Source organism: Pseudomonas oligotrophica, assembly GCF_021726475.1.
GTDB lineage: Bacteria > Pseudomonadota > Gammaproteobacteria > Pseudomonadales > Pseudomonadaceae > Stutzerimonas > Stutzerimonas oligotrophica.
On sequence record NZ_JAKJRU010000005.1, the window covers coordinates 141,676 to 160,296 of the forward strand.

The window sequence follows — 18,621 nt, forward strand, 5'->3', positions numbered from 1 at the left end:
CTGGTTGAACCCGGGCGCCTTGGCAGCGTGAAACCCCGCTGCCAGACTAGGCGTCGAAGAAGGAACGCATCATACGTGTGGCCCGATGGACGGAAAAGGTACAGATCGGGCTTTTTTCCACAGACGAGGTGTATCGATGGAAAAGCTGGACAAGCCGCTCGAGGTCTGGCGCGCCGAGCTCTCCGACGAGCAGTTCCGCATCTGCCGCCTGGGCGCCACCGAGCGTCCCTTCACCGGTCGCTACAACGACACCAAGACCCCCGGCACCTATCGCTGCGTCTGCTGCGGCGAGCCCTTGTTCGATTCGTCGAGCAAGTTCGATTCCGGCTGTGGCTGGCCGAGCTACTCGGCACCGGTCAACGCGTCGGCGGTCAGCGAGTTGGACGACTTCAGCCACGGCATGCACCGCACCGAGGTGCGCTGCGCCCGTTGCGCCGCGCATCTGGGCCATGTGTTTCCCGACGGCCCGGCGCCGACCGGGCTGCGCTACTGCATCAATTCCGCCGCCCTCCAATTGGAGCCACGCGAGGCCTGACGGCCGGGGGACATCATGCACGATGCGCTTTTCGACCTGCCCTGCGTCACCATCGACGGCGCCAACCGCACGCTGGCGGACTATCCGGCCAAGGTCCTGCTGATCGTCAACACCGCCAGCCAGTGCGGCTTTACCCCGCAATACAAGGGGCTCGAGCAGCTCTGGCGGAGTTACCGCGAGCGCGGGCTGGTGGTGCTCGGCTTTCCCTGCAACCAGTTCGGTGCCCAGGAGCCGGACGCCGAGCCGGAGATCGCCGCGTTCTGCGAGCGCCGCTTCGGTGTCAGCTTTCCGTTGTTCGCCAAGGTCGAGGTCAACGGCAGCGATGCGCATCCGCTGTTCGTCGAGCTGAAGAAGCGTGCGCCGGGCTTGCTCGGCAGCAAGGCGATCAAGTGGAATTTCACCAAGTTCCTGGTGGCCGACCAGGGGCGCACCGTGCTGCGCTTTTCCTCGCGTACCGCACCCGAGGCACTGGCCGCGGAAATCGAAAAGTACCTCTGACGCGCCTGGTGCGCGTCATTCCCGAATCAAGCCGGAGTGATCGGATGGATGCCGAACTGAAAGCCTTCCTGCAACGTGCCGAGGCACTGCTGGCACGGGTCGAACCGCTGTTGCCGGCGGCGGCGCCGGCGCTCGACTGGAGCCAGACGCTGGCGGCGCGCTGGCATCGCAGCGGGCAGGGCGGCTACCTGAGCCCGTTGCAGATGAGCCTGGACCTGTCGCTGGCCGACCTGATCGGCGTCGATCGCCAGCGCGAGCTGCTCGAGGCCAACACGCGCCAGTTCGTTGCCGGCCTGCCGGCCAACCACACGCTGCTGTGGGGCGCGCGCGGCACCGGCAAGTCGTCGCTGATCCGCGCGCTGCTGGCCAGCTACGCGGCTGACGGCCTGCGCCTGGTGGAGATCGAGCGCGACCACCTGGCCGACCTGCCGCGCGTGGTCGAGACCCTCGCTCGCGAGCGTTTCGCCTTCATCCTGTTCTGCGACGACCTGTCGTTCGAGGCCGGTGAGGGCGACTACCGGGTGCTCAAGAGCGTGCTGGACGGCTCGCTGGAGCGTGCTCCGGAGAACGTGCTGCTGTACGCCACCTCCAATCGTCGCCACCTGGTGCCCGAGCGCCAGAGCGACAACGAGAACTGGCAGATGGTCGACGGCGAGCTGCACCCCGACGAGGCCGTCGAGGACAGGATCGCGCTGTCCGACCGGTTCGGCCTGTGGCTGTCGTTCTATCCGTTCAGCCAGCCGCATTACCTGGATGTAGTCCGTCACTGGATCGACGTGCAGTCGGTCCGGGTGTCGCTGCAATGGGCGTGGGACGAGGCGCTGGAGAAGGAGGCGATCCGCTGGGCGACCGCCCGCGGCAATCGCAACGGACGCTGCGCCTACCAGTTCGCCCGGCAATGGGTCGGCAGGCAGCTGCTCGCGTCTGCCCGCTGACGCCGCGCCGCCGGTCGCGACGCGGCGTGCTCCTTAGGCGCCGGCTGCTGCGGCCATCTCGATGAGCTTGGCATTCATGCGCTGTTCGCCGGGGAGCAGGCTGGCCAGCGTCGCGCCGGACTTCATGCGCGCATAGTGGGCGGCGAGTCGCGGCCAGCGTGTGTCGTCCAGGACCTCGCCGCCGTGTTCCATGTTGACCAGCTGGCTGGCGATGGCGATGTCGGCCATCGACAGGCGGTCGCCGACGAAGTGCTGCCGCTCGCCGAGCTGCTGCTCCAGATAATCGAAGTGCCGCGGCAGCTTGTCCAGCAGCGCGTCCTGCACCGCCTGCTCGTTGCAGGGCTGGCCGGCGCTGGGCTTGAGGATGCGATTGCGGAACACGGTGAAGGTGCACAGCGGCGCCAACTCGTAGTCGGCGTACTTCTCCAGCCAGCGGATGCGCCCGCGCTCGCCTGCGTCGCTGCCATAGAGCGGCGTGGCCTGCGGGCGGCTTTCCTCCAGGTACTGGCAGATCACGCTCGAGTCGGCCAGGCTCAATTCGCCGTCCTTCAGCGCTGGGATGCGGCCGAGCGGGTTGAGCTGCAGGTACCACTCCGGCGGCGAGAAGGGCATCACCATTTCCAGGTTGTAGTCCAGGCCCTTCTCCAGCAGGCAGAGGCGAACCTTGCGCACGAAGGGCGAGAGCGGGGCGCCGAATAGGGTGAGCGACATCGTTGTTGTTCTCCTTGGTCGTCAGGCACGCGGGTCAGTAGACATTGTTTTTCTTCCACAGATCGTCATCGTCGAAGCTCTTCATGCCCTCGGCGAGCACGCTTGGCTCGTCGGCCGGGGGCTTGTCGTGCTTGAGCACCAGTGCGTCGGCGTGGGCCAGCGCCGCCTCGAGCTGGCGCAACTGGCTCTGGTACTCGCCGGGCGAGGGCTGCTTGCGGATGTAGTTGATGGCACGCTCGAACGCCAGCCGTGCGCGCTGCGGCAGGTTCTGCTGCAGCGCCTGCCTGCCGAGGGCGTTGAAGTAATCGATATGCAGGCGGACCAGCAGGTGCTGGACCTCGCGCACCCAGCGCCGGGCTTCGTCCTGGGCCAGCAGGCCTTCCCTGGCTGCGCGCACGATCTGCGCGTGCAGGTCCTCGAGCATGAAGCGGGTTTCCTTGGCCTGCGCCTCGCTGAGAATCTGCCTTGGCGGGTTGCGCACCTCGATCGGCTCGCCCTTGTGCAGCTCGGCCTGCAGGCCCTGGAGACGGTTGCGCAAGGCCTCGTTGCCTTTGTCCAGCTTGAGCAGGCGCTCGCCGGCGGCGAGTTCCAGGCGAGCCAGCAGCGCCTTGAGCTCGGCGGACATCAGCTGCCCGGGGAAGGTGTCGGACAGCTGCTGGCAGCGCTGGCGACGGTCGCTCAGCTCGGCCTTCAACCTGGCCTTCTCCAGCCGGTTTCGCTCGACCAGTTGGTTGATGTAGACAATCACCAACAGAAGCAGCACGCCGCCTGTGACCAACCCTGCAATCATGACTGGGGACACGAGTGACTCCTTGCCGAGGGGCTTTTTGCCTTCGAGTGTAAAGGCTGGGATGGCAAGCTGATACCGCTGGCGGCTGGAAGGGCGGTGCTAAAAATTTTTTCGAAACAAGGGGTTGACGGTCCGATTGGGCGTCCATAGAATGCGCGCCACTTGCAGCGATAACCGCGAAGCGGAAGCGGCAAGTTAGTGGGATCGCTTGATGATTCAAGGGGTTCCGGGCAATGTCCCCTTCGTCTAGTGGCCTAGGACACCGCCCTTTCACGGCGGTAACAGGGGTTCGAGTCCCCTAGGGGACGCCAAATCTGCGGGAATAGCTCAGTTGGTAGAGCACGACCTTGCCAAGGTCGGGGTCGCGAGTTCGAGTCTCGTTTCCCGCTCCAAATTCAGTCAGTCGACCAACGACTGGCACAAAAAATCGACCGAAAGGTCGCTTTTTTCGTTTCTGGCGCCTGTGCTTGAAACGTGCCTTTCGCGCCCGGGCGCAGCCCGTGCCGGGCCTCAGGTGTACTTGGTGAAGATGCTGCGCACGCGCTCCAAAGCTTCGTCCGTGGCCTGGCCGCCATCGGCCAGTGCTTCTTCCAGCAGGCAGGTCAGCATCAGCCGATAGCTCTTCTCCAGCGCGCTGCGCGCAGCGGAAAACTGCTGGGCGATGGCTTCGCAGTCCTCGCCGCGCCTGATCATCGCCTGGATGCCCCTGATCTGCCCCTCGACCCGTGCCAGGCGCTTGAGCATTGCCTGTTGTTGCTCGGGCAGCTTGGTGGGCTCGTCATTCATCTGTCTTCATCCTGGCGATTCAGGGCAGGCGCGGTGGCCTGCATGATAGTCATTAGCATCGCGCATCCTAACGAGACTCCTGGCCGATGGCTATGGCCACGTTGACACGCGTGGCGTCTAACGATATATATATTAATATATTGTTTTTGGTGAAACTGTTTGATGTCCTCCACGCCGTCACTCGACATGGCGCAGCTGCGTACCAACGCGGCCGCTGCCGGCCAGTTGCTCAAGGCGCTGGCCAATCCGGATCGCCTGTTGCTGCTCTGTCAGCTTTCGCAGGGTGAGCGCAACGTCAGCGAACTGGAGGCGATGCTCGGCATCGTCCAGCCGACACTGTCCCAGCAGCTGGCCGTGCTGCGTCGCGAGGGGCTGGTCGCCACTCGCCGCGAGGGGAAGCAGATCTACTACCGGATCAGCAGCGAGCCGGCGCTGGCAGTCATCGAAACACTCTATCGACAGTTCTGCGGAGGCGAGAAATGACCATCGATTGGGCTGGCTTCACCCCCTGGCCAGCGCTGGCCGGCGGAGCGCTGATCGGGCTCGCGGCGGCGCTGTTCGTGCTGCTCAACGGCCGCATCGCCGGTATCAGCGGCCTGCTTGGTGGCTTGCTGGAGCGCCACACCGAGGGGCGGGCGGAGAAGGCCCTGTTTGTGCTCGGCCTGGTGCTCGCGCCGCTGGCATGGGTGCTGTTTGCGCAACTGCCCGAACCGGACTTCCAGGTCGGCTGGCTGGGCACGCTGGTCGCCGGCCTATTGGTGGGCATCGGTACCCGCTATGGCTCCGGTTGCACCAGTGGGCATGGCGTCTGCGGCCTGTCGCGTCTGTCGCCGCGCTCACTGGCGGCGACCCTGGCCTTCATGGCGGCCGGTTTCGCAACCGTCTTTGCGCTTCGTCATCTTTTCGGGGGTTGAACATGCGCAAACTCACTGCATTCGTCGCCGGCCTGGTGTTTGGTTTCGGCCTGCTGCTGTCAGGCATGGCCGATCCGGCCAAGGTGGTCGGCTTCCTCGACCTGGCCGGTAGCTGGGACCCGTCCCTGGCGCTGGTGATGGCTGGTGCGATCGGAGTGGCGCTTCTGCCGTTCACCTGGGCCAGGCGTCGCGAGCGCAGCCTGCTCGGGGCGCCGATGGCGCTGCCGCGCAAGCGCGAGCTGGATGGACGGCTGATCGGCGGCAGCCTGCTGTTCGGGGTCGGTTGGGGCATCGCCGGCATCTGTCCGGGGCCTGCGCTGGCGCTGCTGGTGACCGGCTACTGGCAAGTGCTGCTGTTCGTGTTCGCCATGCTCGGCGGCATGGCGCTGTTTTCCGCGCTGGAACACCGGCGCAACCACTGACCCGGGGAGGTCATCATGAAAAGCAATGTCGGAATGGTCGATCGTACGCTGCGGATCCTGGTCGGACTGGCGCTGATCGCGCTCAGCCTGACGGGCGTGATCGGGGCTTGGGGCTGGATCGGCCTGCTGCCCCTGGCCACGGGCATCTTCCGCGTTTGCCCTGCCTATTCGTTGCTGGGCATCAGCACCTGCGGACGCAAGGCCTGAAGGTCCAGGGCCGTCGACCAGGCGGTCGACGGCCCTGCCATCACTCAGTAGCGCATCTGCAGGTCGATGTGCACCGCTTGTGCACCGACCTCGAAGGCACTGTCGTCGAATCCCGGCGGCCCCATCACCTTCGGGTTGTTGGACAGGGCGTAGCCCTCGGTGGGGAACATGCCGAGGCGCCTGTCCAGTTCGCCGTTGCCGTTCTCGTCGTGGTAGGCCATGACCGCGTAGCGCCCGGGCGGTAGCGCGTCGAACACCACCGTAACCTCGCCGGCGGCGGCCGGGACCTTCTTCGTCACGTAGGCCAGGCGTTCCTTGCGAAAGGTCTTGGGCTCGGCATAGACCCCGACGCTCAGTTGGCCGCGCTCGTGCTCCACACCCTGCAGCGTCACCCTGAGTTCCTGCGCCTGGCCGGCGCCGGCTGCCATGGCGCCCAGCGCGCCGATCATGAGGATCGCTCGTTTCATCATTGCTTGCGGTTCCAGTCGTTCAGTCGAAATCGATTCCGGCCGGCCTGGCCACGGGCATCTGCGCGGCGCACCAGGCATCGAAGCCGCCGGCCAGCGAGGCAACCTGCAGGTATCCCATGTCCTTGAGTGAGGCGGCCGCCAGCGCGGCGCGCCCGCTGGTCTTGCAATAAATAAAGATAGCCAGGTCGCGGGATTCGAGTTCCGGCATGCCGGTGAGCTTGAATTCCAGCACGCCACGTGGAATGTTCACGGCGCCGGGTATATGCCCGGCAGCGTATTCGTCGGCCTCGCGGACGTCGATCACCACATCGGCCGCGTTGATCGCTGCCTGGGCATCGTTGAGGGTGACTTCGTGGATTCGGCTCCTGGCCTGCTCGACCAGATCATGGGCGGTTCGCATGGTGGGTTCCTCGGTGGTGCTCCGGAGTGGGCGAGGGCGTGCCCGCCGTTCCGGGCGATTCGGTTGTGCTGGCCGGGTCCAGGCAGGCCAGCGCCTCGTACTGGCTGATGAATACCTGGCCGCCGAAGTGTTGCAGGAAGGACGCGCGGCGCAGTTGATCCATCACCGGTCCCTTGACCTCCGACAGGTGCAGCTGGATGCAGGCCGCATGCAGGCGCAGGGCGATGGCTTCGAGGCTCTCCAGCGCGCTGGCGTCGATGAGGTTGACCCCCGAGCACATCAGGACCAGGTGGCGCGTCCGCGGACGGGCCTCGACCAGCGCGGCGACGCGATCTTCGAGGTAGCGGGCGTTGGGGAAGTACAGGCTCTCGTCGACGCGTACAGAGAGCACCGACTCGCTCTGCTGCACGGCAAATCGTTCGACATTGCGAAAGTGCTGCGTGCCGGGCAGCAGGCCGACCACGGCGATGTGCGGTTGGCTGGTGCGCCAGAGGAACAGCAACAGCGACAGCCCGACGCCGAGCAGGATGCCGGCCTCGACGCCGATGGTCAGCACGCCGAGCATGGTGGCGATCATCGCGCTGGCGTCCTGGCGCGAATAGCGCCAGGTGCGCCTGAGCGCGCCGAGGTCGACCAGGCTGAGCACTGCGACGATGATGGTCGCCGCCAGCACCGCATGCGGCAGGTTGCGGAACAGCGGGGTGAAGAACAGCACGGCCACGGCGATGCCGATCGCGGTCAGCGCCCCAGCGAGTGGGGTTTGCGCGCCGGCGTCGAAGTTCACCACCGAGCGGGCGAAGCCTCCGGTGACGGGGAAGCCGCCGCTGAATGCCGCAGCGATATTGGCGCTGCCGAGGGCGACCAGTTCCTGGTTCGGTTCGATGCGTTCGCGCCGCTTGGCGGCCAGCGTCTGGGCCACGGAGACGGATTCGACGAAGCCGATCAGGCTGATCAGCACGGAGGCCGGCAGCAGGGTCTCGGCAAGCTGCAGGTCCAGGGTCGGCAGGCTGAAGGGCGGCAACCCGCCGGGGATCGCGCCGACCACCTTGACGCCTTGCTCGGCCAGCCCCAGCAGGCTGACGGCAGCGATCGACAGCAGCAGCGCCAGCACCGGGCCGATGCGTGCCAGGGTGCTGGCCAGCTCCCGGCGCATGCCGAGCGTCATCAGCCAATTCGAGGCGGAACGACGCATCAGGTAGAGAAAGCCGAGGCTGGTGGCTCCGATCGCGAGGGTCGGCCCGTGCAGCTGCGGCAGGCCGGTGACCAGGTTGCGCAGCAGCGTCTGGGCGTTGTCGCCTTCCAGGGCGATGCCGAGGATGTGCTTGAGCTGGCCGAGGGCGATCAGTACGGCCGAGGCGCTGATGAAGCCCGACGTCACCGGGTGGCTGAGGAAGTTGGCGAGAAAGCCTAGGCGCAGCGCTGCCATCAGCAGCATGAACAGGCCGGAGAGTGCGGCCAGCAGCAATGCGGCGCCGGCCTGTTCGGCGCTGCCCGGGGCGAACAGCGGGGCGATGGCCGTGGCGGTCATCAGCGAGACCACGGCGACCGGCCCGACCGCCAGGGTGCGGCTGGTGCCGAACAGCGTATAGGCCAGCAACGGCAGGATGCTGGCGTAGAGTCCGGAGACCGGCGGCAGCCCGGCGAGCATGGCGTAGGCCAGGCTCTGCGGAATCAGCATCAGGGTGACGATCAGCGCCGCAATCAGGTCCTTGCCGGCCGTGCTCCGGTCATAGCGGCGCAGCCAGGTCAGGCACGGCAACAGGCGGCTGGCGCGCATCACCGCTGGCTCCGCTGCGGAGCGCCGACGGGCGCCGGCGTGGCCATTCAGAGCACGTCCAGCGGGATCTTCAGGTAGCGGGTGCCGTTGTCCTCCGGCTCCGGCAACTGGCCGGCGCGCATGTTGATCTGCACCGACGGCAGGATCAGCGCCGGCATGCCGAGGCTGGCGTCGCGCTCGTGGCGCATGGCGACGAACTCGTCCTCGCTGATGCCGTCGTGCACATGCACGTTGCGCTGACGTTCCTCGCCGATGGTGGTCTCGTAGAGAAATTCCTCGCGCCCCGGCGCCTTGTAGTCGTGGCACATGAACACGCGGGTGAAGTCCGGCAGCTGGAACAGCCGCTGGATCGAACGGTACAGGGTGCGTGCGTCGCCGCCGGGAAAGTCGCAACGGGCAGTACCGTAGTCCGGCATGAACAGGGTGTCGCCGACGAAGACGGCGTCGCCGACCAGGTAGCTCATGCACGCCGGGGTGTGCCCGGGCGTGTGGATGGCCATGGCCTGGAGTCCACCGATGCGGAAGGTCTCGCCGTCGGCCAGCAGGCGATCGAACTGGCGGCCGTCGGTGGCAAAGCCCGCGCCGGCATTGAACAGCCGGCCGAAGGTCTGCTGGACCCGGGTGATCTGGTCGCCGATGGCGATCTTCCCGCCCAGTTGATGGCGGATGTAGGCCGCGGCGCTCAGGTGGTCGGCATGGACGTGGGTCTCGAGCAGCCACTGCACCTCCAGGCCCTGCTCGCGCACGTAGGCGATCAGCCGGTCGGCGTTCTGGTGCGAGGTGCGCCCCGAGGCCGGGTCGTAGTCCAGCACCGGGTCGATCACGGCGCAGGCGCGTGTCTGGGGGTCGCTCACCACGTAGCTGTAGGTGAAGGTGGCGGTGTCGAAGAAGGCTTCGATATGGGCGTACATGGCGACCTCGTCCTGATACCCGCGGGGGTATGTTTCGAGTCAGATGTTAACCGGATATTTGGTTATATGCTTAGTCGTATTTGTTATTAATGGCTTGGAAGGCTCTGGCTCGCGGTCATTAGCCCGGTATCTGGCTGTCGCTGAGAATGCGCCCGTCCACCAATTCGACAGTCCGGCTGCAGTCGGCGGCCAGCCGAGGATCATGGGTGACCACCAGCACCGCGCAGCCGAACTGGTCGTTGATGCGATGAAACAGCTCGAACACGCTCTGCGCCGTACGACTATCGAGGTTGCCGGTGGGTTCATCGGCCAGCAGCAGGGGCGGGCGGGTGACCAGGGCGCGGGCGATCGCGACGCGCTGTTGCTGGCCGCCGGACAGCTGGGTGGGCTTCTGTGCGGCGAAGCGCGCCAGGCCGACCTCCGCGAGCAGGCTGTGGGCCAGTTCGACCTGCTCGGCGCCGGGGCGGCCCTGGCGGATCATCAGCGGCATCAGCACGTTGTCCAGCACGCTGAAGGCGGAAATCAGGTGATGGAACTGGAAGACGAAGCCGATGGCCTGGTTGCGCATGTGCGTGCGCGTCGCGTCATCGGCGGCGCGAGTCGGCTGGCCGAGCAGGTAGAGCTCGCCCGCGGTTGGCGTGTCGAGCAGGCCGATGATGTTCAGCAAGGTACTCTTGCCCGAGCCGGACGGGCCGATCAGCGCGGTCAGCTCGCCGCGCTGCAGACGCAGGTCGATGCCGTGCAGCACCTCGGTCTCCAACGCGGTGCCGAGGTTGAATGACTTGCGCACCTCGGCCAGGCGCAGCACCTCGTCGTCGGTTGGTGGGGCGGGGCGTACGTCAGACATAGCGGATCGCCACGGCCGGGTCATAGCGTGCCGCCCGGCGTGCCGGCGCGGCGGCGGCGAGCACGCCGGTGACGGTGGCCACCAGCATCGCCAGCGGGACCAGGGTCGGGTCCACGGGAATCACGAACAGCCGCGGGCCGAACAGGTTGAACACCTGCACCAGCGCCCAGCCGACGCCGCCGCCGCAGGCCGAGCCCACCAGCCCGAGCAACCCGCCCTGCAACAGGAATATCCGCAGGATCTGCCCGCGCGGGCTGCCCATGGCGCGCAGGATGCCGATCTCGCGGGTGCGCTGCACCACGCTGACGGCCAGCACGCTGGCGATGCCGAAGGCCACCGAGATGCCGACGAAGACGCGGATCATCTCGGTGGTCATGCTTTGCGAGGCGAGGGCGTTGAGCAGCTGGCCGTTGGTGGCCATCCAGCTTTCCGCGCGCAGGCCGGTCAGGCGCGCCAGCCGTGCGGCGATATGCTCGGCCTCGAACAGCTCGCCGATGCGCGTGTCGATCACGGTCACGCCGCCGGGCAGGTCGAGCAGCGTCTGCGCCTGCTTGAGGTCCAGGTAGACGTAGCGCTCATCCAACTCGCGCACCCCCAGGCGGAAGATGCCGGCGATGTCCACCACCGCCTCGCGGCCCTCGCCGGCGTCCAGGCGCAGCTTGTCGCCCAGGCTCAGGCCGAGGTCCTCGGCCAGTTCGGCGCCGATCACCGCATCGCCCGCGCCGACCCGCAATTCGCCGGCGATCAGGTCGTTGGCCAGCGGGATGATGCGCTGGTAGCGCTGCGGGTCGATGCCGATCAGCGCTACCGAGGCGCGCGCCACGCCGCGGCGGGCGATCGCCGGGCCGCTGATCACCGGCGACACCGCCAGCACGTCGCGGTCCTGGTCGAGCGCATCGCGCACCTCCTGCCAGTTGAGGATCGAGCGCAGGCGCTGCGCTCGCGGGTTCTCCAGGCGCAGATCGTGGCTGCCGGGTTCGGCGGGCAGCACGCGGTTGACCTCGTCGGGCGGCAGGATGCGGATGTGCGCCTGGGTGCCCAGGGTGCGCTCGATGACGTTGGCCTGCAGGCCGGTGATCAGCGCGGTGATGAAGACGATGACCGCCGAGCCGACGGCGATGCCGAACACGATCAGCAGGCTCTGCATGCGGTTGTCCAGCAGGAAGCGCAGGGCGATCCGCCATTCGGTCCACAGCGAGTCGGCCAGGCGCATCGTCAGCGCTCGAGCGAGGGCAGCGGTTGCAGGCGCACGCGTACCCGCTGGCCGGGCTCGGCATCCTCTGCCAGCACTCGGTCGCCGGCATCGAGCCCGTCGACGATTTCGCTCATGGCGCTGCCGAGCAGCCCGAGGCGCACGCTGGTGCGCTCGACACGACCGTCGCGCACGCGCAGCACGTCGGCCTGCGCGCCATCACGGCGGCGCAGCGCGTCGTTGGGCAACACCAGCGCCTGCTCGCGGCGGCCGGTCTCGATGTTCACCGAGACGGTCATGCCCTGGCGCAGTTCGACGGCATCTTCGAGCAGCTCCAAGTGTACGTCGATGGTGCCACGGCCCGGGTCGACGCTGGGCGCGATGAAGCTCACCCGCGCGGTGAAGGCACGCGCCGGGTAGGCATCGGCGATCACTGCGGCCTGCTGGCCGAGCGCTACCGGCGCCAGATTCTTCTCGTCCAGCGGCAGGAGGATCTCGCGGCTGTCGGCGCGGCTGATCTCCAGCAGCGTGTGCCCGGGCTGGACCAGGTCGCCGGGCTCGACGTTGCGGGCCTGCACGATGCCGTCGAACTGGGCATGGATGCGCGTGCGCGCCAGTGCCGAGCGAGCCGCCTCGAGGCGCTGCTCGAGGATGCGCTCCTCGCTGCCGCCCGTGGCCAGGGCCTGCGCAGCCAGGCGCGCGCGGTCGCGCAGCAGGCGTGCGGAAACCTCGGCGCGCCGTGCCTGCTCCAGGGCTTCGGCCGAGAGCAGCTGGCGCGCCGACAGCTGTTCGCGTCGCTGGCGCTCGCGGCGTGCCTGCTCGAGGCTGCTCTGCGCATCGGCGAGGGCGGCCTGGGCCTGCGGCCGGCTGGAGTCGACCAGCTGGCGCAGGGCGGCTTCGGCCTCGCGCAGGCGCGCCTGCTGCTCGTCGTCGCGCAGCTCGATCAGCAGGTCGCCCTGGCGCACCGGATCGCCTTCGCGCACGTGGCGCGCGGCGACCACGCCGGTGATCTCGCTGCCGACCAGGGCGATGGACTGATGGTCCACCTCGCCGCTGGCCACCACGCGCTGCACCAACGGACGTGTCTCCAGTTGGTAGGCTGTCAGCAGCGGGCCGCGCCACTGCTGCCAGGCGATCCAGGCGACCGCGAGCACCACGAGCGAGACGAGCAGGTAGGCGGGGCGAAGCGCTTTGGCGAGGGGCAAGGGGGACGACTCCTGAGGATGCGGCGCCGCGAATACACGCAAGCTTAAGGTCAAACCGAGGCGGTGGTACACCGCGGGCATGGCGACATGCTGTCTGCCCAGCAGGGCGGCGTCGCGTCTATCGGGGCCATAGGCGGATTGCCCGCAGGGCCGCGGCTACAATAGCGCCAACGCTCACCGCAAGGCAGTCTGACATGGCAAACACCCCCAGTCCCGTTTCGACCCTGCGCTCGGCCTGGATCGCCCAGGCCCAGGCCAGCCCCTGGATCGCGGCCGGGCTCGGCGGCTCGCTGCTGGCAGTGCTCGTGCTGCTGCTGGCCAGCGGCTACAACGCCCTGGACAACGGCGACCAGGGCAATCTGCGCTACGCCCTCGGCGGTGGCACAGCGGGGTTCGCCGCGACCACTCTCGGCGCGCTGCTGGCCATCGGCCTGCGCAGCGTGTCGCAGCGGGCCCAGGACAGCATGCTCGGCTTCGCCGCCGGCATGATGCTGGCGGCGTCATCCTTCTCGCTGATCCTGCCGGGGCTGGCGGCCGGCGAGGAAATCTTCGGCAGCCGCGTGCTCGGCGCGGCCAGCGTGGTGGTCGGGCTCGGCCTCGGTGCCTTGCTGATGCTCGGGCTGGATCGCTTCACCCCCCACGAGCACGAGAGCACCGGCCCCTGCGGGCCCGACTGCGACCGGATCAACCGGGTCTGGCTGTTCGTCTTCGCCATCGCCCTGCACAACCTGCCCGAAGGCATGGCCATCGGCGTGAGCTTCGCCGATGGCGACATGCGCGTCGGCCTGCCGCTGACCACCGCGATTTCCATCCAGGACATTCCCGAAGGGCTGGCCGTGGCCCTGGCGCTGCGCGCTGTCGGCCTGTCGGCGCTGGCCTCGGCACTGGTCGCCGGGGCATCGGGGCTGATGGAGCCGCTCGGGGCGCTGGTCGGCATGGGCATTTCCACCGGCTTCGCAATCGCCTATCCGGTGGCCCTCGGCCTGGCGGCCGGGGCGATGATCTTCGTGGTTTCCCACGAGGTGATCCCGGAGACCCACCGCAACGGCCACCAGACGCCGGCGACCATCGGCCTGATGATCGGTTTCGGCGTGATGATGTTCCTCGACACCGCGCTCGGCTGAGCGCGCTTCAGGGCGCGGTCTGCATCACCAGCTCGACGCGCCGGTTGCGCGCCCGCCCGTCGGCGGTGGCGTTGTCGCCGAGCGGCCGGGTCTCGGCGAAACCGGTGGCGCTCATCCGCGTCGCGGCGATGCCGTTGAGCTGCAGGTAGCGCACCACGCTGCTGGCGCGGGCTGCCGACAATTCCCAGTTCGACGGAAAGCGCGCGCCGCTGATTGGCACATCATCGGTGTGGCCTTCGACCAGGATGCGGTGGCCGCCGGCGGCCAGCGTCGGTAGCAGGCGGTCCAGCACGTCCAGGCCGGCATCGGCCAGTTCGGCTTCGGCCGAGGCGAACAGCAGCTCGCTGCTGATGCGAAAGCTGACGCTGCCCTGGTTGACCACCACCTCGATGTCCTCGCCCAGCGCCTGCGCCCACGCCGCCTCCGGCGCGGCCGGCGCCGGCTGTGCGATGCCGGCGATGATCGGCTGCAGCGGTGCGGCATCGGCGGCGGGTGCGACGGGTGCTGCGCCCGCGGCGCTGGCGGCCGTCACCGGCGCCCGTTCGCCCTGGCCGGCCAGCGCCAGCAGCACCACGAGCATCACCAGCAGCAGGGTGATGGTGTCCAGGTAGGTCAGCAGCCAGCCTTCCTGCTCCTCCTCGCGTGGCGGTTCGACGTGCCACTTGCCGAAGCGGCCGCCGCCGCTGCCCGATCCGTTCATCTCAGGCCTGCTCGGTGCGTGCACGAGAGGCCGGGCGCGCGGTCTTGCCGTCGCGGATCTCGTCGTCATGGTGGGCGATGAACGACTTGAGCGTCTCGCGCATGTACGCCGGGCTGCGCTTGTTGCACATCATCGAGACGCCCTGCATCACCAGGTTCATCAGCGCGACACGCTGCTCGGTGCGCCGCTCGAGCTTCACCGCGACCGGCTTGAGGATCAGGTTGGCCAGCAGTACGCCGTAGAAGGTGGTCATCAGCGCCACCGCCAGGCTGCGGCCGATTTCCGCCATGTCGCCGCTGCCGAGCAGGAACATCAGGTTGATCAGCCCGACCAGCGTGCCGATCATGCCGAACGCCGGCGCGTAGCTGGCCATGGCACGGAACAGCTGCGCCTCGGCGGCTTCGCGGGCGCGCAGGCGGGCGATGCGCCACTGCAGCAGGTCGATGATGTCCTCTTCCGGGGTGTTGTCGATGACCAGTTGCACGCCGGTGCGCAGGAAGGGGTTGCCGACCTGCTCCAGCGCCCGCTCCACCGCCGGCAGGTCGCCGCCGATCCACAGCCGGGAGATCTGCACCAGTTCCTCGAGGTCCTGGCGGGTGTACAGGCGCTCGTTGCGCAGCACCGTCCAGATCAGGCCGAACACGCGCATCACCTCGCGCAGCGGGTAGCTGATGAAGGTTGCCGCCAGGGTGCCGACCAGCACGATGCCGAGGCTGGGCAGGTCGATGAACAGCGCCGGGTCGCGCGCGGCGAAAAGCATCACCACGGCCAGCAGCGCGACGCTGGCGAGAATGCCGATCAGGGTGGACGGGTTCATGAGGGCTCCGGAGCGAACGGCGCCCGCAGGCGCGTGGGATCATCCGGAGATTCGGCCGGCAGCCGGGCAACTTTAGCCCGGCGCCATGCGGAAGGCTGCCCCGGGTGGGCCGCCTCAGAGGTGTTCGAGCAGGCGCCGCGCGGCTTCCTGGCCACTCAGCCAGGCACCTTCGACCCGGCCCGACAGGCACCAGTCGCCGCAGGCGTAGATGCCCAGGCCGGCATCGGCCAGCACGCCCCATTCGTGGCTCTGTGCCGGGCGCGCGTAGAGCCAGCGGTGGGCGAGGGTGAACGCCGGGGCCGGCAGCACGCAGTCGATCAGCTCGGCAAAGGCGCCGTGCAGCTGTTCGATGATGGCTTCGCGCGACTGGTCCAGGTGCTGGCGGCTCCAGCTGCTGGAGGCATGCAGCACCCAGGTGTCCAGCTGGCCCCCGCGGCCGGGCTTGCTCGAATTGCGGGCGAACCAGTCGAGCGCCTCGCCGCGCACGAAGCAGCCCTCGACCTCGGTGGCCAGCGGCTCGGCGAAGCCCAGGGCGACCGCCCAGGTCGGCTCCATCGCCACGCTGGCGGCCACCGCGGCGAGCTTCGGTACACCCGCCAGCAGCGCGCTCGCCTGGGGCGCCGGGGTGGCGACGATGACCTGGCTGAACGGCCCGTGGCTGGTGCCGTTGGCATCGACCAGCGTCCAGTTCTCCTCGCCGCGGAAGGCCTCGGTGATACGGCAGCCGAAGGTGACCGGCAGCTCGCCGAGCAGGCCGCGGGTGATGGCGCTCATCCGCGGAACGCCCACCCAGCGCAGCTGCTCGTCGGTCGACGGGCTGAGCTGCCCGTCGTGCGCCTGGTACAGGCGCGGCGACCAGGGGCTGGCCCAGCCCTCGGCCTGCCATTGCTGGATGACGTCGGTGAAGCGGCGGTCGCGCGCGGTGAAATACTGGGCGCCCAGTTCGAAGGTCGTGCCCTCGGCGCTCTTGCTGCCCATGCGGCCGCCGCTGCCACGGCTCTTGTCGAACAACTGCACCGCCTGGCCTGAGTCATGCAGAAGCCGGGCGGCCGACAGCCCGGCGATGCCGGTACCGATGATGGCGATGGGAGCCTTGCTCATGAATTACCTCTTCGCTGGTGACGCTGCGTACGGATGAATGCGCGGCGCTAGCATCAATATATGACCGCTGTACGAGCCTGATGCTCATCCTCGAACAGACCGCCCGTCCTTGCCTAGGGGGCGATGGTATAAACAGCCCAACGGCCGCTCTGCCGAAGTGTGCCGCAGCGCATGCCGGCGGCTGCAAGCAGAGGTTGTAAGTTGAAGCCAAGCCGGTACAATGGCGCCGCTCGCCGCAAGGCGGGTTCGTTATGGTGGCCCTGCCGGTCCCCCCGCAACGATCAGCCGTGAACCCGGTCAGGCCCGGAAGGGAGCAGCCGCAGCGGTGACATTGTGTGCCGGGGTGTGGCTGGTGGGGTCACCTCCATAACGCCTTCTCGAATTACCCCTTCTTCTTTGCATTCATCGGTCTTTGTCGGCCGGTGAGCTGTTCGCATATCCTTACGCCCCTTTCAGACTGCACGCCTGGCGCGTGGCATCAGGAGCGACTCGTGTCGGTAAAGGCCAGCTGGGACATCTTCTGCGTCGTGGTGGACAACTACGGCGATATCGGCGTGACCTGGCGCCTGGCGCGGCAGCTGGTCGCCGAATACGGCCAGCGGGTGCGGCTGTGGGTGGATGACCTGGAGACCTTCGCACGCCTGTGTCCCGGCGCCAGCGCCGAGGTGGCGCAGCAGTGGCAGCAGGGCGTGGAGATCCGCCACTGGTCGCAGCCATGGTGCGCTGCCGAGCCGGCCGACGTGGTCATCGAGGCCTTCGCCTGCAACCTGCCGCAGCCGTACATCAATGCCATGGCCGCCAGTGGCCGGCGCATCCTCTGGCTGAACCTCGAATACCTGAGCGCCGAGGACTGGATCGTCGGCTGCCATGCGCTGCCGTCGCTGCAGTCCGGCGGGCTGCAGAAGTATTTCTTCTTCCCCGGCTTCGAAGCGACCACCGGCGGCCTGATCCGCGAGGCTGACCTGCTCGCCCGGCGCGACGCGTTCCGCAGCGGCGGCCAGGACGCCGAGGCGTTCCTCGCCAGCCTCGGCGCCAGCCGGGTAGCCGGTGCGCGGCTGTTGTCGCTGTTCGCCTACGAGAACGCCGCGGTGGCCGGCTGGCTGGATGCGCTGGCCGAGGACGCGCGGCCCAACCAGCTGCTGGTACCGGAGGGGCGGGTGCTGGCCGATGTCGCCGCCTGGCTCGGCGAGGCGAAGCCGGCCGCCGGCCAGCGCTTCGTGCGCGGCGCGCTGACGCTCGATGTGGTGCGCTTCATGACCCAGGAGGAATACGACCAACTGCTCTGGTGCTGCGATTTCAATGCGGTACGCGGCGAGGAGTCGTTCATCCGCGCGCAGTGGGCGGGGCGACCGCTGGTCTGGCACATCTATCCGCAGGAGGACGATGCCCACTGGGTCAAGCTCGAGGCCTTCCTCGACCTCTACTGCCACGGCCTGACGCCGCCGGCCGAACAGGCGCTGCGCGGGTTCTGGCGTGCCTGGAACGGTGGCGCGGGTAGCGCCGAGGCGTGGCGTGGCCTGCTGGAGCACTGCGACGAGCTGCTCGGCCATGCCGAGCAGTGGACGGGCAAGCAGGTGGCCAATGGCGACCTGGCCGGAAAACTGGTGTTCTTCTACAGCGATTGGCTATGATGTGCGGCCTGTTTTTTGTCTCCCATCTTCTTCGGATATTCGTATGAAAACCGCACAAGAGTTTCGTGCCGGCCAAGTGGCCCTGATCAACGGCGAACCCTGGGTCATCCAGAAGGCCGAATTCAACAAGTCCGGCCGCAACGCTGCCGTGGTCAAGATGAAGCTGAAGAACCTGCTCAACGGCCAGGCCACCGAAACCGTGTACAAGGCCGACGACAAGTTCGAGCCGGTCATCCTCGAGCGCAAGGAAGTGACCTACTCCTACTTCGCCGACCCGATGTACGTGTTCATGGACACCGAGTTCAACCAGTACGAGATCGAGAAGGAAGACCTCGGTGACGCGCTGAACTTCGTCGAAGACGGCATGCAGGACGTCTGCGAAGCGGTGTTCTACAACGACCGCGTGATCTCCGTCGAAATGCCGACCAGCATCGTGCGCCAGATTGCCTACACCGAGCCGGCCGTGCGCGGCGACACCTCGGGCAAGGTGATGAAGACCGCCAAGCTGAACAACGGCTACGAGCTGAAGGTGGCCGAGTTCTGCGACATCGGCGACTACATCGAGATCGATACCCGCACCGGCGAGTACAAGTCCCGCGCCAAGGTCTGAAGACCGAGCGCTCGAGACGCAAGAAGCCCGGCCATCGT

At 67.7% G+C, this 18,621-nt stretch carries 23 protein-coding genes, 2 tRNA genes and 1 other RNA gene; 13 read left to right on the forward strand and 13 right to left on the reverse strand.

From position 1 onward, the window contains the following. Positions 1-136 precede the first annotated feature (136 nt). The 3 genes from msrB to L3N39_RS11985 are packed head-to-tail and all read left to right on the forward strand — an operon-like array spanning position 137 to position 1,968. Positions 137-535 carry a peptide-methionine (R)-S-oxide reductase MsrB gene (gene msrB / locus L3N39_RS11975; RefSeq protein ID WP_237257566.1) on the forward strand — a complete coding sequence of 133 codons (399 nt, stop codon included), beginning with the start codon at positions 137-139 and terminating at the stop codon, positions 533-535. Between the two features lie 15 nt (positions 536-550). Then, positions 551-1,033, forward strand: coding sequence for a glutathione peroxidase (locus L3N39_RS11980; RefSeq protein ID WP_237257567.1), 483 nt, complete (start codon positions 551-553; stop codon positions 1,031-1,033). A gap of 44 nt (positions 1,034-1,077) precedes the next feature. Further along, positions 1,078-1,968: an ATP-binding protein gene (locus L3N39_RS11985; protein WP_237257568.1), complete on the forward strand. Its 891-nt coding sequence runs from the start codon at positions 1,078-1,080 to the stop codon at positions 1,966-1,968. 33 nt (positions 1,969-2,001) lie between these two features. On the opposite strand, the gene L3N39_RS11990 is transcribed toward L3N39_RS11985, so the two are convergent. Together L3N39_RS11990 and L3N39_RS11995 are read right to left on the reverse strand one after the other, a co-directional pair. Then, the gene (locus L3N39_RS11990; protein ID WP_237257569.1) at positions 2,002-2,679 is read right to left on the reverse strand and encodes a glutathione S-transferase family protein; all 678 of its coding nucleotides are present in this window, start codon (positions 2,677-2,679) and stop codon (positions 2,002-2,004) included. 34 nt (positions 2,680-2,713) lie between these two features. Continuing rightward, the gene (locus L3N39_RS11995) at positions 2,714-3,481 is read right to left on the reverse strand and encodes a hypothetical protein (RefSeq protein ID WP_237257570.1); all 768 of its coding nucleotides are present in this window, start codon (positions 3,479-3,481) and stop codon (positions 2,714-2,716) included. A gap of 223 nt (positions 3,482-3,704) precedes the next feature. Between L3N39_RS11995 and L3N39_RS12000 the strand changes: the two genes are divergently transcribed. Both L3N39_RS12000 and L3N39_RS12005 read left to right on the forward strand, forming a co-directional pair. Further along, positions 3,705-3,780: transfer RNA gene (locus L3N39_RS12000), tRNA-Glu, on the forward strand. Between the two features lie 5 nt (positions 3,781-3,785). Then, positions 3,786-3,861: transfer RNA gene (locus tag L3N39_RS12005), tRNA-Gly, on the forward strand. A 118-nt stretch (positions 3,862-3,979) separates the two neighbouring features. Here the strand turns inward: L3N39_RS12005 and L3N39_RS12010 are convergent. Beyond that, positions 3,980-4,255, reverse strand: a complete 276-nt coding sequence (locus L3N39_RS12010) for a metal-sensing transcriptional repressor (protein ID WP_237257571.1) — start codon at positions 4,253-4,255, stop codon at positions 3,980-3,982. A 162-nt stretch (positions 4,256-4,417) separates the two neighbouring features. Between L3N39_RS12010 and L3N39_RS12015 the strand changes: the two genes are divergently transcribed. Genes L3N39_RS12015 through L3N39_RS12030 form a run of 4 tightly spaced genes read left to right on the forward strand, consistent with a single transcriptional unit; the run spans position 4,418 to position 5,798 of the window. Then, positions 4,418-4,738 carry an ArsR/SmtB family transcription factor gene (locus tag L3N39_RS12015; RefSeq protein WP_237257572.1) on the forward strand — a complete coding sequence of 107 codons (321 nt, stop codon included), beginning with the start codon at positions 4,418-4,420 and terminating at the stop codon, positions 4,736-4,738. Continuing rightward, positions 4,735-5,169: a YeeE/YedE family protein gene (locus tag L3N39_RS12020; RefSeq protein WP_237257573.1), complete on the forward strand. Its 435-nt coding sequence runs from the start codon at positions 4,735-4,737 to the stop codon at positions 5,167-5,169. Before L3N39_RS12015 ends, L3N39_RS12020 begins: the two co-directional genes overlap by 4 nt. A 2-nt stretch (positions 5,170-5,171) precedes the next feature. Then, on the forward strand, positions 5,172-5,591 hold the full coding sequence (locus tag L3N39_RS12025; RefSeq protein ID WP_237257574.1) for a YeeE/YedE family protein: 420 nt from the start codon (positions 5,172-5,174) through the stop codon (positions 5,589-5,591). 15 nt (positions 5,592-5,606) lie between these two features. Next, entirely contained in the window at positions 5,607-5,798 is a 192-nt protein-coding gene (locus tag L3N39_RS12030; protein ID WP_237257575.1) for a YgaP family membrane protein, read from the forward strand. 44 nt (positions 5,799-5,842) lie between these two features. On the opposite strand, the gene L3N39_RS12035 is transcribed toward L3N39_RS12030, so the two are convergent. The 7 genes from L3N39_RS12035 to L3N39_RS12065 form a co-directional block, all read right to left on the reverse strand. Further along, positions 5,843-6,268, reverse strand: a complete 426-nt coding sequence (locus L3N39_RS12035; protein ID WP_237257576.1) for a DUF2141 domain-containing protein — start codon at positions 6,266-6,268, stop codon at positions 5,843-5,845. Between the two features lie 19 nt (positions 6,269-6,287). Then, entirely contained in the window at positions 6,288-6,668 is a 381-nt protein-coding gene (locus tag L3N39_RS12040; protein ID WP_237257577.1) for a rhodanese-like domain-containing protein, read from the reverse strand. Then, the gene (locus L3N39_RS12045) at positions 6,652-8,445 is read right to left on the reverse strand and encodes a SulP family inorganic anion transporter (RefSeq protein ID WP_237257578.1); all 1,794 of its coding nucleotides are present in this window, start codon (positions 8,443-8,445) and stop codon (positions 6,652-6,654) included. The genes L3N39_RS12040 and L3N39_RS12045 overlap by 17 nt, the downstream gene beginning before the upstream one ends. A 47-nt stretch (positions 8,446-8,492) precedes the next feature. After that, positions 8,493-9,356, reverse strand: coding sequence for an MBL fold metallo-hydrolase (locus L3N39_RS12050; RefSeq protein ID WP_237257579.1), 864 nt, complete (start codon positions 9,354-9,356; stop codon positions 8,493-8,495). 118 nt (positions 9,357-9,474) lie between these two features. Continuing rightward, positions 9,475-10,203, reverse strand: coding sequence for an ABC transporter ATP-binding protein (locus tag L3N39_RS12055; RefSeq protein WP_237257580.1), 729 nt, complete (start codon positions 10,201-10,203; stop codon positions 9,475-9,477). Then, positions 10,196-11,416 carry an ABC transporter permease gene (locus L3N39_RS12060; RefSeq protein ID WP_237257581.1) on the reverse strand — a complete coding sequence of 407 codons (1,221 nt, stop codon included), beginning with the start codon at positions 11,414-11,416 and terminating at the stop codon, positions 10,196-10,198. Before L3N39_RS12060 ends, L3N39_RS12055 begins: the two co-directional genes overlap by 8 nt. A gap of 2 nt (positions 11,417-11,418) precedes the next feature. Continuing rightward, entirely contained in the window at positions 11,419-12,567 is a 1,149-nt protein-coding gene (locus tag L3N39_RS12065) for an efflux RND transporter periplasmic adaptor subunit (protein WP_237257832.1), read from the reverse strand. Positions 12,568-12,794: 227 nt separating this feature from the next. Here L3N39_RS12065 and L3N39_RS12070 point away from each other — a divergent pair, with 227 nt between their 5' ends. Beyond that, positions 12,795-13,724 (forward strand): ZIP family metal transporter, encoded by a 930-nt coding sequence (locus tag L3N39_RS12070; RefSeq protein ID WP_237257582.1) that lies wholly within the window; start codon positions 12,795-12,797, stop codon positions 13,722-13,724. A 7-nt stretch (positions 13,725-13,731) separates the two neighbouring features. Here L3N39_RS12070 and L3N39_RS12075 read toward each other — a convergent pair whose 3' ends face one another. The 3 genes from L3N39_RS12075 to L3N39_RS12085 all read right to left on the reverse strand — a co-directional run bounded on the left by L3N39_RS12075 (position 13,732) and on the right by L3N39_RS12085 (position 16,342). Further along, on the reverse strand, positions 13,732-14,424 hold the full coding sequence (locus L3N39_RS12075; RefSeq protein WP_237257583.1) for an OmpA/MotB family protein: 693 nt from the start codon (positions 14,422-14,424) through the stop codon (positions 13,732-13,734). Between the two features lies 1 nt (position 14,425). Further along, complete coding sequence (locus L3N39_RS12080; RefSeq protein WP_237257584.1) at positions 14,426-15,241, reverse strand: motility protein A; 816 nt, start codon at positions 15,239-15,241, stop codon at positions 14,426-14,428. A gap of 114 nt (positions 15,242-15,355) precedes the next feature. Beyond that, a complete protein-coding gene (locus tag L3N39_RS12085; protein WP_237257585.1) occupies positions 15,356-16,342 on the reverse strand; it encodes an NAD(P)/FAD-dependent oxidoreductase in 987 nt (328 codons plus the stop codon). A 261-nt stretch (positions 16,343-16,603) separates the two neighbouring features. Here L3N39_RS12085 and ffs point away from each other — a divergent pair. From ffs to efp, 3 genes are all read left to right on the forward strand, one after another. After that, positions 16,604-16,700: signal recognition particle sRNA small type (gene ffs / locus L3N39_RS12090), an RNA gene on the forward strand. A gap of 133 nt (positions 16,701-16,833) precedes the next feature. Next, positions 16,834-17,973 carry an elongation factor P maturation arginine rhamnosyltransferase EarP gene (gene earP, locus L3N39_RS12095; RefSeq protein WP_237257586.1) on the forward strand — a complete coding sequence of 380 codons (1,140 nt, stop codon included), beginning with the start codon at positions 16,834-16,836 and terminating at the stop codon, positions 17,971-17,973. A gap of 43 nt (positions 17,974-18,016) precedes the next feature. Next, complete coding sequence (gene efp / locus L3N39_RS12100; protein WP_041105737.1) at positions 18,017-18,583, forward strand: elongation factor P; 567 nt, start codon at positions 18,017-18,019, stop codon at positions 18,581-18,583. The last annotated feature ends 38 nt before the right edge of the window (positions 18,584-18,621 follow it).

Excerpts from the sequence above, each read along its gene's own strand:
- L3N39_RS12070 (WP_237257582.1), top strand. The coding sequence starts at position 12,795 with ATGGCAAACACCCCCAGTCCCGTTTCGACCCTGCGCTCGGCCTGGATC.
- L3N39_RS11980 (WP_237257567.1), top strand. The coding sequence starts at position 551 with ATGCACGATGCGCTTTTCGACCTGCCCTGCGTCACCATCGACGGCGCC.
- msrB (WP_237257566.1), top strand. The coding sequence starts at position 137 with ATGGAAAAGCTGGACAAGCCGCTCGAGGTCTGGCGCGCCGAGCTCTCC.
- L3N39_RS11990 (WP_237257569.1), bottom strand. The coding sequence starts at position 2,679 with ATGTCGCTCACCCTATTCGGCGCCCCGCTCTCGCCCTTCGTGCGCAAG.
- L3N39_RS12085 (WP_237257585.1), bottom strand. The coding sequence starts at position 16,342 with ATGAGCAAGGCTCCCATCGCCATCATCGGTACCGGCATCGCCGGGCTG.
- L3N39_RS12050 (WP_237257579.1), bottom strand. The coding sequence starts at position 9,356 with ATGTACGCCCATATCGAAGCCTTCTTCGACACCGCCACCTTCACCTAC.
- L3N39_RS12020 (WP_237257573.1), top strand. The coding sequence starts at position 4,735 with ATGACCATCGATTGGGCTGGCTTCACCCCCTGGCCAGCGCTGGCCGGC.
- L3N39_RS11985 (WP_237257568.1), top strand. The coding sequence starts at position 1,078 with ATGGATGCCGAACTGAAAGCCTTCCTGCAACGTGCCGAGGCACTGCTG.
- L3N39_RS12025 (WP_237257574.1), top strand. The coding sequence starts at position 5,172 with ATGCGCAAACTCACTGCATTCGTCGCCGGCCTGGTGTTTGGTTTCGGC.
- L3N39_RS12030 (WP_237257575.1), top strand. The coding sequence starts at position 5,607 with ATGAAAAGCAATGTCGGAATGGTCGATCGTACGCTGCGGATCCTGGTC.
- L3N39_RS12075 (WP_237257583.1), bottom strand. The coding sequence starts at position 14,424 with ATGAACGGATCGGGCAGCGGCGGCGGCCGCTTCGGCAAGTGGCACGTC.
- efp (WP_041105737.1), top strand. The coding sequence starts at position 18,017 with ATGAAAACCGCACAAGAGTTTCGTGCCGGCCAAGTGGCCCTGATCAAC.
- L3N39_RS12010 (WP_237257571.1), bottom strand. The coding sequence starts at position 4,255 with ATGAATGACGAGCCCACCAAGCTGCCCGAGCAACAACAGGCAATGCTC.
- L3N39_RS12045 (WP_237257578.1), bottom strand. The coding sequence starts at position 8,445 with ATGCGCGCCAGCCGCCTGTTGCCGTGCCTGACCTGGCTGCGCCGCTAT.
- L3N39_RS12015 (WP_237257572.1), top strand. The coding sequence starts at position 4,418 with ATGTCCTCCACGCCGTCACTCGACATGGCGCAGCTGCGTACCAACGCG.
- L3N39_RS12060 (WP_237257581.1), bottom strand. The coding sequence starts at position 11,416 with ATGCGCCTGGCCGACTCGCTGTGGACCGAATGGCGGATCGCCCTGCGC.
- L3N39_RS12080 (WP_237257584.1), bottom strand. The coding sequence starts at position 15,241 with ATGAACCCGTCCACCCTGATCGGCATTCTCGCCAGCGTCGCGCTGCTG.
- L3N39_RS12040 (WP_237257577.1), bottom strand. The coding sequence starts at position 6,668 with ATGCGAACCGCCCATGATCTGGTCGAGCAGGCCAGGAGCCGAATCCAC.
- L3N39_RS12055 (WP_237257580.1), bottom strand. The coding sequence starts at position 10,203 with ATGTCTGACGTACGCCCCGCCCCACCAACCGACGACGAGGTGCTGCGC.
- L3N39_RS12035 (WP_237257576.1), bottom strand. The coding sequence starts at position 6,268 with ATGATGAAACGAGCGATCCTCATGATCGGCGCGCTGGGCGCCATGGCA.